At 69.4% G+C, this 15,779-nt stretch carries 6 protein-coding genes; 4 read left to right on the top strand and 2 right to left on the bottom strand.

The window, feature by feature from the left end:
* The first annotated feature begins 40 nt into the window (after positions 1-40).
* The 4 genes from OG587_RS01925 to OG587_RS01910 are packed head-to-tail and all read left to right on the top strand — an operon-like array spanning position 41 to position 11,038.
* A complete protein-coding gene (locus OG587_RS01925) occupies positions 41-934 on the top strand; it encodes a carbohydrate ABC transporter permease (protein WP_329086230.1) in 894 nt (297 codons plus the stop codon).
* Positions 931-1,761: a carbohydrate ABC transporter permease gene (locus tag OG587_RS01920; protein WP_329086229.1), complete on the top strand. Its 831-nt coding sequence runs from the start codon at positions 931-933 to the stop codon at positions 1,759-1,761. The genes OG587_RS01925 and OG587_RS01920 overlap by 4 nt, the downstream gene beginning before the upstream one ends.
* Complete coding sequence (locus OG587_RS01915) at positions 1,758-4,376, top strand: glycoside hydrolase family 2 protein (RefSeq protein ID WP_329086226.1); 2,619 nt, start codon at positions 1,758-1,760, stop codon at positions 4,374-4,376. The genes OG587_RS01920 and OG587_RS01915 overlap by 4 nt, the downstream gene beginning before the upstream one ends.
* Entirely contained in the window at positions 4,373-11,038 is a 6,666-nt protein-coding gene (locus tag OG587_RS01910) for a discoidin domain-containing protein (protein ID WP_329086225.1), read from the top strand. The genes OG587_RS01915 and OG587_RS01910 overlap by 4 nt, the downstream gene beginning before the upstream one ends.
* A 246-nt stretch (positions 11,039-11,284) precedes the next feature.
* Here the strand turns inward: OG587_RS01910 and OG587_RS01905 are convergent, their stop codons facing one another.
* Both OG587_RS01905 and OG587_RS01900 read right to left on the bottom strand, forming a co-directional pair.
* Positions 11,285-12,007 carry a hypothetical protein gene (locus OG587_RS01905; protein ID WP_329086222.1) on the bottom strand — a complete coding sequence of 241 codons (723 nt, stop codon included), beginning with the start codon at positions 12,005-12,007 and terminating at the stop codon, positions 11,285-11,287.
* Positions 12,004-15,774 carry a hypothetical protein gene (locus tag OG587_RS01900; protein WP_329086220.1) on the bottom strand — a complete coding sequence of 1,257 codons (3,771 nt, stop codon included), beginning with the start codon at positions 15,772-15,774 and terminating at the stop codon, positions 12,004-12,006. Before OG587_RS01900 ends, OG587_RS01905 begins: the two co-directional genes overlap by 4 nt.
* Positions 15,775-15,779: the final 5 nt, after the last annotated feature.

Genomic DNA, 15,779 nt, shown 5'->3' with positions numbered 1-15,779 from the left:
CCGCACGCGGCGGCCCCACCCTGCCCGAAGGAAACGCACGATGTCACTGACCAGCCCCCGCGTGCGGTCGCCCCGGGTCCTCTGGCTGACCACCCCGTCTCTCGTGTGGTTCGCCGTCTTCTCGGTCGGCCCGCTCGCCGCCATGTTCGTCATCGCCACGCTGCGGTGGAAGGGGCTGCTGTACGAGCCCACGTACGTCGGCCTGGAGAACATCGGACGCGTCCTCGCCGACCCGACGTTCCACGCCGCGGTGCGCAACAGCGTGATCCAGGTCGCCATCGCGATCCCGGTGATGATCCCGCTGGCCTTCATGCTCGGCTACCACCTCACCACCAAGCCGCGCGGCTACCGGATCCTGTCGGTGCTCTACTTCTCGCCGGGCCTCATCTCGATCTCCATGACCGGGATGATCTTCTACGGGGTGCTGTCCCCGAACGGCGGGGTCAACGGCCTGCTGCGCGGCATCGGCCTCGACTCCTGGGCCACCGCCTGGCTCGCCGACCCGAGCACCGCGCTGCCGAGCCTCATCGCGATCGACCTCTGGCGTGGCATCGGCTGGACCGCGGTGTTGTTCTCCGCCCGCCTGGCGAGCCTGCCGGCCGAGGTGATCGAGGCGGCCCAGATCGACGGCGCCGGACGGCTGCGCATCATGTGGCGGATCGCCTTCCCGATGGTCAAGGACTACGTCCGCACGCTGGCGATGTTGCAGTTCCTCTGGACGCTGTTCACCTCGGCCGCCCTGATCCTCCTGCTCACCAAGGGCGGGCCCGGCACCTCGTCGACCACGTTGTCGTACCTGGTCTACGCCAAGGCCTTCTCCCAGCGGGACCTCGGCTACAGCCAGGTGGTCGGCGTCGCGCTGCTCCTTCTCGGCGTCGCCGGGATGTTTCTCATCCGCGCGCTGCTGCGCGGCTCGGAGGAGGACTCCCGATGAGCGAGCCACGCCGCACCCGCACCCCTCTGGCGACGGTCCTGTCCTGGTCGTACGCGCTGGTCCTGGGGGCCCCGCTGTACTACCTCGCGATCAGCGCCCTGAAGTCCAACATCGAGATCTTCACCCGGCCGTTCGCGCTGCCGGCGAACTGGTTGTGGGAGAACTTCGGCACCGCCTGGCAGACCGCCGACCTGGGGCGCGCCCTGCTCAACTCCGTCCTCGTCTCGTTCGTGGCCGTCGCGTTGACCCTGGGTCTCGCGGTGCCCGCGGCGTACGCGCTGGCCCGGACGGACAACCGGCTCGCCCGCGTGATCACGGGCACGTTCTCCGCCGGGTTCCTCATCCCGCCGTTCGCCGCGCTGATCCCCACGGTGGTCCTGGCGATCGAGATGGGGCTCTACGGCACCCGCGAGTTCCAGATGCTGTTCCTGCCCGCGAGCGCGCTTCCGCTGTCCGTGCTCCTCCTCACGCAGTTCATGCGCACGGTGCCACAGGCACTGGTGGAGTCGGCCGCCCTCGACGGCGCCGGGCACTGGCGGCTGCTGACCCAGGTCTTCGTGCCCATCGCGATGCCCGGCGTCGTCAGCGTGACGATCCTGCAGATCCTCACCTTCTGGAACGAGTACCTGTTCTCACTGACCATCACCGGCACCAGCCCGGACGTGCGGACGGTCCAGGTCGCCCTGCCGACGCTCGTCTCCGACGCGACCAACCTCGGCGTTCTCGCCGCCGGCACCGTGCTCACCGTCCTGCCGGTGTACGTCGTCTATTCGATCATGAACCGTCGTATGCAAGAAGCACTCACCGCAGGGGCAGTCAAGGGATGACGCAGATCACCACGCAGGTAACCACCTCCGCCGCCACCCGGCTCGACCTCGGTGGTGAGTGGGAGCTGACCTGGTCGGCGGGCCCGGACGGCGTCCCCGACAGCGTCCTCGACGGTGTCCCGGAGGCCGTCCGTACGGCGGTCATCCCGGCCCAGGTGCCCGGCGAGGTGCACACGGCGCTCCTCGCGGCCGGTCTCCTCGCCGATCCCGACGTCGGGTGGGGCGAGCTGGCCCAGCGGTGGGTCGGCCACTCCCAGTGGATCTACCGGCGCCACCTCCAGTGGTCGCCGACGCCCGGGGCCCGCACCGACCTCGTGGCCGACGGCCTCGACACGATCGCCGACGTGCACGTCAACGGCCGAAGGGTCGGGGTCGCGCGTGACCAGCACCTGGCGTACCGGTGGCGGGTGGACGAAGTCCTGGTGCCGGGCGACAACCTCGTCGAGGTGCGCTTCGCCTCGGCGTGGGAGGCCGCCCGCGAGCACGAACGCGCGCACGGCCCCCTGCCGAGCCCGTACGACGAGCCCTACGCGCACGTGCGCAAGGCCGCGGCCAACTTCGGCTGGGACTGGGGGCCGCACTACGTCACCGCCGGTATCTGGCGCGACATCCGGCTGGAGACCTACACCGGCCGGATCGACCACGTCCGGCCGCTCGTCCACCTCGACCCCGGCCACACCGTCGCCCACGTGACGGCGCACGTGCGCGTGGACGCGCCCGAGGGTTCGCAGGTGCGCGTCGAGCTGACCGACCCGGCCGGTCGGCGGGCCGGGTCGGTCACCGGCACGGTCGCCGGAGACGAGGCGGTGATCGTCCTGCGCGTCGACGACCCCGACCTGTGGTGGCCGGTCGGCCTCGGCGCGCAGCCGCTGTACCGCCTGCACGCGGAGCTCGAGCACGCCGGTGTGGTGCTCGACTCCACCGCCGTCCGGGTGGGCCTGCGCAGCGTCGCGGTCGAGGAGACCCCCGACCCGCTCGGGACGCGCTGGGCGCTCGTCGTCAACGGCCGGACCGTGCGGGTGCGCGGCTACAACTGGATCCCCGACGACACCCTCGCCAGCCGTGCCACGCCCGAACGGGTGGCGCACCGGATCGACCAGGCCGTCGCGGGGAACGCGAACCTCCTGCGCGTCTGGGGCGGCGGTCACTTCGCGAGTGAAGAGTTCCTTGACGCCTGTGATGAGCGCGGTGTCCTGGTATGGCACGATTTCCTCTTCGCGTGTGCCGCTTACAGCGAGGACGACGAGATGGTCGAGCTGGTGACCGCCGAGGCGGAACAGGCCGTCGCGCGGATGTCGGCCCACCCGAGCCTGGTGCTCTGGTGCGGCGGCAACGAGACGGTCCTCGGCTGGCACCACTGGGGGTGGGCCGACCAGGTCGGGGTGCGCGGGTGGGGGGCGCGCTACTACCTCGACGTGCTGCCCGGTGTCCTGGCCCGACTGGACCCGACACGGCCCTACGTGCCCAACTCGCCCTGGTCGGGCACCGTCGACCGGGATCCGCTCGACGACACACACGGCCTGAGCCACCTGTGGGACGCCTGGAACGAGCGCGACTACGCCCACTACCGCTACCACGACCCGGCGTTCGTCGCGGAGATGGGCTGGTGCGCTCCCCCCGCGTGGACCACGCTCGAGCGCGTCGTCGTGGGCGAGACGCCCGGCCCCGACTCGCCGCAGACCCGCCACCACCTGCGCGCGATCGACGGGGTGCACAAGCTGACCCGCGGCCTCCAACCGCACGTGCCCACCCCCCGCGACGACGCGGACTGGCACTTCGCGACCCAGGTGGTCCAGGCCCGCGCCGTCTCGGCCGGCGTCGAGTGGCTGCGCTCGCGCGAGCGCTGCGGCGGGGTCGTCGTGTGGCAGCTCAACGACTGCTGGCCGGTGATCAGCTGGTCGGCCGTCGACGGCGCGGGCATCGAGAAGCCCCTCTGGCACGCCCTGCGCCACTCGTTCGCCCCCCGGCTGGCCACGATCCAGCCGGTGAGCCCCGGACCGACCCACGACCCCACCGGCGACGAGGGTCTCGTGCTCGTGCTCGTGAACGACGCGGACGCCGACTGGCGTCCCGACGTCCTCCTGCGGCGGGTCGGGCTGGACGGCCACGAGCACGCGCGAACGCGGGTGCGGGCCGCCTGCCCGGCCGACGGCCTCGTCCGGCTCGCCGTCGACCCCGCGGTCGGCCTGCCCGCCGACCCGCGGGCCGAGATGCTCGTCGTCGACGCCGACGGGGTGCGGACCACCTGGACCTACCGCCCGGAGCGGGAGCTGGCGGCCCCGCGACCCGAGCGCACCGTCGACGTCACCGTCGTCGACGGCGCACTGCACGTCGCGGTCACCGCGGTGACCCTGCTGCGCGACGTGTGCGTGTTCGCCGACCGGTTCGCTGAGCCGCTCGGCCTGGAGCCGCCCTCGCTCGTCGTGGACGACGCCCTCGTCACGCTCCTGCCGGGCGAGAGTCACGTATTCCGCATCACCCGTCGAGACGGCGGCGCGATCCCCTCGGACCGCGCCGCCGCCCTCCCCAGTGCCCTGTTCGATCTGTCGGTCCGGTCCTTCGGCGAGGTCACCGGCCCCATAGGGAAGTCGATCCGCAACAAAGGAACCTCATGAAACTCCGAAGGACCCTGAGAATCGCGCTCGGCGCGATACTGAGCGCCGTCGTGGTCACAGCGGCGGCGGTGCCGTCGATCGCGGCGGTGCAGGTGACCCAGGCCGGCCGCCAGATCCACGTGGCCAAGGACGGCAAGGACACGAACGCCGGTACGGCGGCCGAACCGTACCTGACGATCAACCACGCCGCGCAGGAGGCGCAGCCCGGTGACACGGTGGTCGTCCACGCCGGGCTGTACCGCGAGACGGTCAAGCCGGCGCGCGGCGGCGACGGCGAGACCAGCCGCATCACCTACACCAACGCCGGTGACGGCGAGGTGGTCATCAAGGGCTCGGAGGAGATCGACACCTGGGCCCAGCACAGCGGCGACGTATGGAAGGTCACGCTGCCGGCCACCTTCTTCGGCGGCTACAACCCCTACGCCACCGGGCAGCCGCAGGGCGGCGGAGACGGCACCTTCCCCGGCTACACCGCGGGTGACGTCTACCTGAACGAGCAGGCCTACTACGAGAAGGCGTCGCTGGCGAACGTGCAGTCGGCGGCGGGCACCTGGTTCACCGAGGTGTCCGGCGGCAACACCACCATCTACGCCAACTTCGACGGCGCCGACCCGAACGCCAAGCTGGCGGAGATCAACGTGCGCCGCCAGGTGTTCGCGCCGGACGCGTGGGGCCTGGGCTACATCACCGTCCACGGGTTCACCGTCAAGCACGCGGCCGGTACCTACTCCGACTTCCCGAGCAGCCCCTCCCGGCGGCAGGCGGGCGCCATCAGCGTCAACGGCGGCCTGAAGTGGATCATCGAGCAGAACACCGTTGTCAACGCGCGCACGATCGCCATCGACATCGGCCTCGGCTGTGACGAATGGGCCGGCAACCGGCCCGGCCAGACCCGGACGCACTTCCGCGACACCGCCAAGTACGGCTCGCACATCGTCCGCAACAACTACATCGCGAAGTCCGGCCAGTCCGGCATCGCCGGTGTCTTCTCCTGGAACTCCGACATTCTGTACAACCTCATCGAGGACACGAACTACCGCGGCGAGTTCAGCGGCGCGGAGACGGCCCCGATCAAGGTTCACTACATGAACGAGGGGCTCATCAAGGGCAACTACCTCAAGAATTCCAAGGGCGGTAACTCCGCCGGCATCTGGACGGACTGGGGCAACCAGAACGTCCGCGTCACCGGCAACATCGTCCTGAACAGCCCGTGGGGCTACTACGCGGAGGCCGTCCACGGCCCGATCCTCGTGGACAACAACGTCTTCATCGGCAACAGCGACATCCGGATGCTGGACGCCACCGGCGTCGTGTACGCCAACAACATGTTCATCGACAACGGTCGCATCGCGGTGGACGGCGGCGGCAGGGACAACTACTACTTCGCGCCCGGCACGATGAACGAGACGAACGCGCCCAACCCGATCCAGAAGTTCTTCTGGTACAACAACGTGGTCCAGGGCTCGACGCTGCCGGACGACGCGGCAGGCAAGACGCACGTCAAGGAGGGCAACTCCACCGGCGTCCTGTCCGACGTCCAGGTCACGGCGACCAACCGGGAGATGAAGCTCGGCTTCGACCTCGACGCCTCCGGCATCAGCGGCCTGACGCCCGCCACGAAGGCCAGGGTCGGGATCATCCCGCTCGCGGGCGAGAGCATCGCCGCCGACGTGACCACCGACTTCTTCGGTGAGCCGGTCAACGCCGCGAACGTCATGGCCGGACCGTTCGCCGCCGCGAAGGACGGCGCCAACTCCTTCACGCTGTGGCCCCCGGCGGGCCAGACCGTGCCGGAGCCGCCGGCGCCGCCGACCGACGTCCCGGTCAACCTGTCACTCAACCCCGACGCGAAGGCCGTCGCCTCCTACGAGGACGCCAACCTGCCGGCCGAGAACGCGATCGACGGCAACGGCTCCTCGCGCTGGTCGAGCGACCACAGCAACGACCCCAACGCCTGGATCCACGTCGACCTCGGCGACGAGTACGACGTGTCCAGGGCCGTCCTGTCCTGGGAGGCGGCCTACGCGAAGGCGTACAAGATCCAGATCTCGAGCGACGGCGAGCAGTGGGAGGACGCCTTCTCCACCACGACCGGCGCCGGCGGCGTCGAGACCGTGCAGATCCGCAAGAAGGCACGCTACGTCCGCATGCAGGGCGTCCTGCCGCAGACGCAGTACGGATACTCCCTGTACGAGTTCGAGATCTACGGCACCCCCGTCGTGCCGGAGGTCCCGGTCAACATCGCGCTGAACCTGCCGCCGTCGGCGTACACGGCGTCGTCGCAGTCCAACGACGGCAGCGGCGAGACCAACAGCCAGCCGCAGAACGACCGCTCCGCGTTCCGCGCCTTCGACGGCAACACCGCCACGCGCTGGGGCTCCAACGGCGGGGACAACCACTGGATCCAGGTCAATCTCGGCAAGTCGTACGTCCTGGACAAGGTCGTGCTCAAGTGGGAGGCCGCCTACTCCTCGACGTACAAGATCCAGACGTCGGAGGACGGCAGCACCTGGAAGGACGTCCACTCCCACGACGACTCCACCCCCACCGGCGACCACACGGACGAGATCACGCTCGACTCGCCGGCGGAGGGACGCTACGTCCGCGTGCAGGGCACCAAGGCGGCGACCCAGTGGGGCCTGTCGCTCTGGGAGTTCGAGGTGTACGGCAAGGTGAAGCCGGCCGACACCGCCCCGAACTGGCCGGCGTCGGCGCAGCTCCAGGTGAGCGAGGTGACGGCCGCGGGAGCGAAGCTCACCTGGCCCGCCGCGACCGACGGCCAGGCGGTGACCGGCTACAAGGTCTACCTCGGCCAGGCGCTGAAGGACACGCTGGGAGCGGACGCGCGCACCTACGCCGTGACGGGACTGGCCGTCGGCCGGACCTACACCGTGAAGGTGACGGCGCTCGACGCAGGAGGCAACGAGAGCCAGGGCCTGACGAAGACCTTCACGACGCCCGGCAACCCGGCGACGAGGGCGCTGTCCACCTCCTACCCGAGTGCCTACGCGGACTGGGAGGAGGGCCTGCTCGCGGGCGACGGGAAGCAGGGCGTCATCGTCTTCGGCAACCCGCGTGACGAGACGGTCGTCTTCACCGACCGGGACTTCTTCATGGCGCGGTCGGAGAACCGTCCCCACCGGACGTTCAACACCGTCAGCCAGGAGAACATCAAGAAGATCCGGGACCTGCTGATCGCCGGCAAGTATCAGGAGGCCAACCAGCTCGCGGCCGACGTGCAGGGCTACCAGGGCGGCGGCGAGGGCAGCAAGCACCCGGGCTTCAAGATGACCCTCCAGACGCCGGCCGCCGGCGAGGTCGTCAACTACGTCCGGTCCACCGACTACTCCTCGGGCGTCGTCTCGGTGAACTGGACCGACGACAAGGGCGACTGGAAGCGCGACGCCTTCGTGTCGCAGACCGACGGCGTCACCGTCCAGCACCTGCCGGCCCCGGCCGGGCAGAAGCTCGACGTCAAACTCGGCCTGTCCATCGACCCCGGAATGAACCTGCTCAACAAGGGCATCACGGCCGTCAACGCCTCCACCGTCGACTACCTCAACCTGCGGGTGAAGTACCCGAACGGCAGCTACAACGCCGGGTACGAGGGCGTCACGCGGATCGTGACGGACGGCGTCAAGACGATGGCCGGCACCGACGTGCAGGTCACCGGCGCGACCTACGTGACGCTGCTGTCGCTGACCCAGCGCTACGACGGCACCTACGAGGGTGGCGTGCCCGCCGAGCAGGACTGGAACAAGAAGCTCCTGCAGACGAAGCTGGCGGCGCTCTCCGGCGACTACCCGACGCTCCTGAACCGCCACGTGACCAAGCACAGCGAGATGTTCAACCGCGTCTCCGTCGACTTCGGGGCCGCCCCCGAGGACCGCTCGAAGTCCAACGAGGAACTGCTCGCCCAGCAGAAGACCGCGACCACGCCGAACCTGGCGCTGTTCGAGCGCATGTTCAACTCCGGCCGCTACCACCTGATCGGTTCGAGCAGCGCGACGGCCCCGCCCGACCTGCTCGGCAACTGGACCGGTGACAGCAACGTCGGCTGGGACGGCTACTACCATCTGGACGCCAACCTCAACCTGCAGATCTCCGGCGGCAACATCGGCAACCTGCCGGAGGTGATGGCGGGCTACTGGTCGATCAACAAGGCGTGGCAGAAGGACTTCCGGACCAACGCCCAGAAGCTGCTCGGCACGCGGGGCATGCTGACGGGCGGCAACACGCCCAACGGCGAAGGCCTCATCTCCAACATCAACTTCGACTACCCGTACCAGTACGTCACGGGCGGCGAGTCGTGGCTGCTCTACCCGTTCTGGGAGCAGTACCAGATCACCGGCGACAGGAAGTTCCTGGAGGAGCAGTACTACCCGCTGATCAGGGACATGGGTGACTTCTACGAGGACTTCCTCGTGGAGAAGGACGCCAACGGCAAGTACATCTTCTCCGGGTCCATCTCGCCGGAGAACCGGCCGGCCGGCGGCGTGCCGCTCTCGGTCAACTCGGTGTACGACATCGCCGGCGCCCGGTTCGCACTGTCGACCCTGATCGAGACGAGCAAGACGCTCGGCAAGGACCAGGACAAGATCGCGCTCTGGCAGGAGAAGCTCGACAACCTGCCGCCGTACCTGATCAACAACGACGGCGCGCTGGCCGAGTGGGCCTGGCCCGACCTGGCGAACAAGAACGCCTACCAGCACCGGCACTCCAGCGGCCTGATGCCCGTCTGGCCGTACCGAGAGGTCACGCCGGAGAAGGACAAGGCGCTGTACGACGCGGCCAAGGTGTTCCTGCAGAAGAAGGACGGCGGCAGCTACGAGAACGCCGGCCACGGCCTGCTGCACGGTGCGCTGATCGCCGCCAACCTGAACAACGCCGAATCCGTCAACGCGAAGCTGATGCGGTTCGCCAGGGACGACTACTACTACAGCAGCCTGTCGACGTCGCACTACAACAACAAGGGCGTGTTCGCCACCGACGTCGTCAACTCCGTGCCGACGATCATGATGGAGATGCTGGCCACGACCGACCCCGGCACGCTGGAACTGCTTCCCGCGCTGCCCAAGGGCCTGAAGAAGGGCTCCATCTCCGGCATGCTGGGCAAGAGCCGGTTCACCATCGACGACCTCGACTGGGACATGGACACCCACAAGGTGAAGGTGACGCTGACCTCCGACGTCGACCAGAACCTCACCCTGATCCAGCGCGCCGGCATCGAGCAGATCACCGGCGCCGGTATCCAGATCCAGAACTCGCCGCTCGGCGACATCGCCCGCGTCCTTCCCCTGAAGAAGGACCAGACGGTCACGCTCGACCTGACCCTGAAGGACACGTCGCGGGTCAACCTGGCCCTGAACAAGACCGCGACCGCCCTCTCGCAGTCCAGCGCCGACCAGTCGGCCGCCAAGGCGTTCGACGGCGACCCTGTCTCCCGCTGGGCCGCCGGCGAGAGCGCCGACAACTGGCTCCAGGTGGACCTGGGCGGCATCTACGCCCTGAACGAGGTCGACCTGCGCTGGGAGGACTCCTACGCCAAGCGCTACAAGCTCCAGGTGTCGATCGACGGCACGGCCTGGAAGGACATCCACACCCAGGCCAACTCCTCCGGTGGCACCGAGAAGATCCCGGTGAACGCGCTGGGCCGCCACGTGCGGATGCAGGGCGTGGAGAAGTCCGGCCAGTGGGGCTACTCGCTCCACGAGATGGAGGTCTACGGCCAGGAGGCGCCGAACATCGCCCTCGGCAAGACGGCCACCGCGTCGTCGGCGTCCAACGCCCAGCAGACGGCCATCGCCGCCTTCGACGGCGACGGCACCACCCGCTGGGGCGCGAGCGAGTCGGCCGACAACTGGCTCCAGGTGGATCTGGGTGACACGTACACGGTCCACCAGGTCGCCATCGACTGGGAGGACTCCTACGCCAAGGGATACAAGGTGCAGACCTCTCCCGACGGCGAGACGTGGACCGACAGGTTCACCGAGACCAACAGCAACGGCGGCACGGACCTCGTCGACCTGAACACCGACACCCGGTACATCCGGATGCAGGGCACCGCGAAGTCCGGCCAGTGGGGCTACTCGATATACGAGATGAAGGTCTACGGTGCTCTCCCGGACAGCGGGGCCACCATCCTCATCTCCGGCGTCACGGACGGCACCGAGTACGGCAACAGCCAGGACGTGACCATCGCCTGGGAGGTCGCCGGCACCGGCGTCAAGACCGTGACCGGCACGCTGGACGGCCTGCCGTTCACGTCCGGGACCGTCCAGCGGCTCCACACGCTGGCCCTGGGCGAGCACACGCTCACCGTCACCGTCGCGACCCAGTCCGGCGGCACGTACGAGCAGTCGGTGAAGTTCACCACCGTCACCTCGACCGACGAGATCTCCGCCCTGATCGAGCGCTTCCAGGCCGTCAGCCAGCTGTCGCCCACCGGCGCCGCGAAGCTCCAGGACAAGATCTCCAAGGTCATGGTCTCCGAGGACAAGGAACGCGAGCGCGACAAGAAGAAGATCGTCAAGAAGCTCACCCGCTTCATCGAGGCGGTCAACGACCCGAAGACCGTCTCCGACGCGGCGGTGCGGGCGACGCTCATCCGCGACGCCAACGCGCTGATCGTGGCGAACGGCGGCACGCCCGTCCAGACCTGATCGGGGGTGCCGGGCCTCCGCCCCGGCATCCCTCCTGACGAAACCTCACCAAGGGGTGCCCCGCGATCCGCGGGGCACCCCTTTCGTAATCTCGGAGCCCATCGGATCTCGATGCGGGGAACACCTCATCGACCGGTTGTCGCACGCCTGTTCGGCGCTCAGGGGACGGATGGCTTCATGGCACATCGTCCGAATGCGGCGCCGGCTCAGCCGGTCACTGTGAGCCGGCCGCCGTCGGCATGGCGTCTACGACGCGTCCTCCGGACGCCGCCACAGGAGCGTGGCGGCGGTGCGTGCCCTCCGGTGGTATGACGGCAGGTCGTCACCGCTCCAGTACACCTCGACCTGTGGAGCGGCCACCCGCATCTGGACCAGCTCGCGCTGGGCGTCCATGGTCAGCTCCCAGGCCGGGATGCCGGGTTCCACCTCGGCGAGGTAGACGCGCCGCCATGCCTGTGGCGGCTCTCCCGGCCCGAACCGCCAGGCCCGCCAGACCGCGACGACGCCGGCGTGCTCGATCAGGGCGTCGACCACGAGATCGTCCGTGAGATCGGTCAGCCCGCCCAGGTCACCCTCCAGGTCAAGAGCGGCCGGTACGGAGGTCCCGGCGGACGCCAGGACCTCCGGCAACGCCGGGGCGAAGAGGTGACCTGTCTCCGGGATGACGTCGGAGATCGGTGTCCGCTCCATCGCGGCCGGATTCTCCCCGCCTCCGAGCGCCTGGAGCACATCACGCAGGAGCTCGGCGTCAGCCATCGTCAATGACACTCCGAGGCCGGCCGTCGCGCCCGACAGCGCGTCCGGGAGGTAGTCCAGGTCGCCCTCGGCCAGCATGGACCTGGCGTGGGAGACGAACTCGTCGGGGACGCGGCCGGCCAGCCGCAGCAGTAGCCGGTGCAGACCCTCGAAGGTCCGCCTGACCGCCTCGTCGGGCTCGCGCGACTCGGCGGCCATGTCGCCGCCCGTCATTCCTCCTCCATGATGAGGATGTTGTACCTGTCCGGAACCTTGTCCAGCTCGCCTCGCCGGACCAGGTCCTCCGCGGTCCGGTCCAGTGATTCGCGGATCTGCGCCTCCAGCTCCGGGTTGCGCACCTGCCGGCCGCGCGTGTGGGGTGGCAGCAGGACCTCCTGCTGCTCAGGGTGGCTGGCGAAGATCGAGATATCCCGCCCGTTGCCACCGGTGAGCTGCCAGACGACCAGCACGCCCTGCTCTCCCACCAGGTTCTTCGAAACGTACTTCACGGCTACTTCCAGGCTCCGGCTCAGGCTCAGGAACTCGCGTGTCGTCCCGTGCGGGAAGAACCTCGATCCGTAGATGGGCGAGTGCACCGGGGTCAGCCAGTCTCCCCGGAAGGTGAGCACGGGCTTGTCGGGGGATCCGACGGGGGGAAGCTGCATCAGGGCGTCGTACGCCATGTCGGCGTGCCAGCGCATCTCGGTGGACAGGCGCGGCATCACCTCGCCGAGGCGTTCGCGGATCTCACGCCAGGCCGCGCGCTGCACGCTGCGGGCCTCCCGGATCCGGTTCTCGGCCTGTCGTGCCTCCGCCCTGCGGCCTGCCGCCCGATGCTCCTCCCTTTCACGTTTCGCCTCCTCCATCGCGTGAGCGGCGTCCACCCATTTCCGGGCCGTCGGGTTCAGCGGTGACTTGGGGGTCAGGGGACCATCACCCTCGTGCAGCAACGGCCGCAGCAGGAACGAGAGCGCCCGCCCCTTGCCACTGCCTTCGGCGAGCTCTCCGAGATAGCCGGCCAGCCGCCTCTCGACCTTCAGATCCATGACCTTCTGTACGGCTGCCTCGGACACGCCGGCGGTCCACAATCTCGTCCGCGTCACGTTGTTGATCAAATCGTGGCTGGGCCGGGTGTACACGGTCAGCGCCATCATGTGTCCCGGCGACAGCCGCTCCCCGATGGCCCGCACACTGGCCGGGTCCAGCGGGTCGGCACCATTGCGGCGTAGCCATTCCGCGAGCGCCGGATCGGTGACGCGCCCGCTGCCGAGCTGCTCCCCCAGTCGTTCGGCGATGTCCCGCACCACCGCGAACTGCGTCTCGGCGAAGCCGTCGGGATCGGTGGCGCGGTGGAGATATCCGGCCTCGTGCGGGAACAGTCCGTCGGGAAGGATCTCGGCGCGCAACGTGCGCAGGTCCATGCCCGGCAGGCCGCGGTACAGGTCCACCGCGCTGGCGCGGGCGGATGGCCAGGCGGCCAGGTGTTCGAGGTCGGCGAACTGCGCGCCCCGTACGATCTCGAACAGGGAGTGATCCAGGCCCGGCAGCATCCAGCCCATCAACGCGCCGAGGAAACGCTCCCTCGCGACCAGGTCCAGGCCGAGGAGCTCGGCCGCCACCATCATCCTGGTGGTCGTCAGCGAGACACCGTCGATCACGTTGTGACCGTCGTCGGCGGTCAGTCTGGCCCATCGGCCGGAGGTGTTCTCGTGTGCGGTACGGCCCTCGCGCCAAGGCAGCGGATCGCCCGGGCGCAGGGGCCCGTCGACCAGCGACTCGACAAACGCCCGCTCGAACCGGCCGAGAGGCGTACGCAGGCCCTCGTAGTGGGCCGGAGTCGTGATGAGCCCGAGCCGCTGCTGCTCTTCGGGGCTGCGGTCCTGCCGGCGCGCCTGGCTCTGGAGCGCGTCCGCGAGGTCGCGCAAGCTCCGCTCGGACATCAGAAGGACGTTGCCGGTCTGCAGCGCGTCGCGGGTGAACCGCGATGTGCCCGTCAGCCATTCGTCGAGCTTTCCGAGGATCACCCGGTGGATGTTGCCGTCCAGTTGCCGCTGCGCCTGTACCAGCCGGTCGAGGTCCATGCCGGCAGCCCGCGCTTTTTCCCAAAGGTCGCTGTCGAAGACGTCGAGGATGGCCTTCGTCAGGGTCCGCGGATGGCCTTCGTTGAAGTAGGCGGCGTTGTAGAAGGCCGTCATGAGTTCCCGCAGGTTTCCGTGTGCGAGCAGCTCGTCGAGCCTGACTCGGGTGCCGACCTGTCCAGCGCTGCTTGGGGCGTCGTCGCGGAAGAATACCTGCTCGACCCGTCGTGCGAAGGCGGCGGGGCTCTCGTCCGGCGCCCGTAGGGTGAGCTCTGTGAGGACGTCTCGCATCCTCCGCACCGCTGTGCGGGCCGCCTCCAAGGTCTGTGGATCATTGAAGTAGTGGGCGCCCAGCCGCTGCTCGAACCGTTCGACGTCGGCCGCCCATCGGGGATCGGTGAAGAACCCCTCGAAGGCGAACGGGACGCGGGACAGGGTGTGCGTGGCGCCCGCAGGGTTGGCGGGCGGGGGCGCGGTGTCCGCAGCCGGTCCGTGGTGGGCCGGCGAGGGGGACGCGACCGCGGTCTGGCCGGCGGATCGGTCCGGCCGCGAGCCGTGGTCAGGCGACCGTTCGGCCTGGCCGAGCGAGGTTTCATCGGCCGGTGTCTTCCCACGAGGCGGCGGCGCACCGCCTGACGCGTCCCGCTGAGGCGCTGGAGGGGCACCGCCGCCGGTCTTGTCCGGCCCGGCTGGTGCGCGGTGCGGCAGGGCCGGCTCCCCGGGCACCGTCGTACGAGGCGCACCTGGCGTGCCCGCGGACGCGGGGCGGCCCCGCTCCTCTGCCGGCGGCGCCGTCCTGGTGGCGCCGTGCTCGGAGCGCCCCGTCGCATACCCGGTGAAGTCGCGGTCCGGTACGGCATGCGTCCGGACGCTGCCCTGACCGTCCGTACCTGAAGGGACAGACCGGTCCACTCCACCGCTCAAGGCAGTGTGGCCTTCCGCTTCGGGAGTCGCGTCGCCGCGTACGGCGACCCGGGCGTGGCCCTGTGCCGGATCGGGAACGATCGCACCGAAACCGGCAGGGGGTGGGACCGCGTCCTCCGGGCGGAGGCGCGGGGCGATCAGGTGCTGACCGTCGGCGCCCAGGGCGGCGGCGACCCCGCTCTTGAGGATCAGGTCCCAGTCCAGCGGGTGATCGTCCAACGTCAGGCTGATGGCGGTGGTCGCCGCCCCGGCGACGCCGTACTGCAACGCGTGCCCTGGCAGGGTACCCGTGAGATAAGCCAGCAGCTTCTCTCCCAGCGCCGCCTCCGCCCGCGACACTCCCGCCCGCAGCGCCGGCGTGGCCAGCCGGCCCAGGCCTCCGCCCAGCAGGCCGGTCAGTAACCCGTTGATCGCGCCGTCGCGTGCCATGGTCGCCAGTTGGCGCACGTCGATCTCATCCCGCCGTCCCCCCTGCACCTGGGAGTACTGCGTCCCGAAATCCAGCGCCGCACCGAACCCGGCGAAGACGGCGATCAGGATCGCGGTGTACTTCGCGATCTGCAGCACCGTCATCCGGGCGACCTGAAGGACCGACCTGAGCAACCAGGGCGCCTGCCAGATCACCACGGGCAACACCGCCAGCAGGAGCAACACGACCAGAGTGATCATGCGCTCGGCGTACTGGATGGCGACGCCCGCGCCGTTCAGCGCGATCGCCGCGTCGATCAGCTGCTTGACCAGGCCGGCCTGCCGGCCGCCCACCTTCTGCTCGACGTGCCTGACGAACGCCTCGTGGGCGGCGCCGTCCCATCGATCACCGATCAGCTTCGCCGTGCCGGCCTCCGCCGTAGTCCCGGCCACCACCCGGTGCGCCGCGACCACGCAGGCGTCGGCCATCCGGAAGCAGCCCTGCGCCTCCCCTTCCGGCCAGGCCATCCCGGTCACCCAGTCCACGTACGGCCGCAGCGCCTCCGGCACCACACACCCGTCGAATTTCACCTCCG

This window comes from Streptosporangium sp. NBC_01469 (genome assembly GCF_036227305.1).
Taxonomy (GTDB): domain Bacteria; phylum Actinomycetota; class Actinomycetes; order Streptosporangiales; family Streptosporangiaceae; genus Streptosporangium.
Note: the sequence above shows the minus strand (reverse complement) of the source record. Positions and strands in the feature narration are given on the sequence as shown.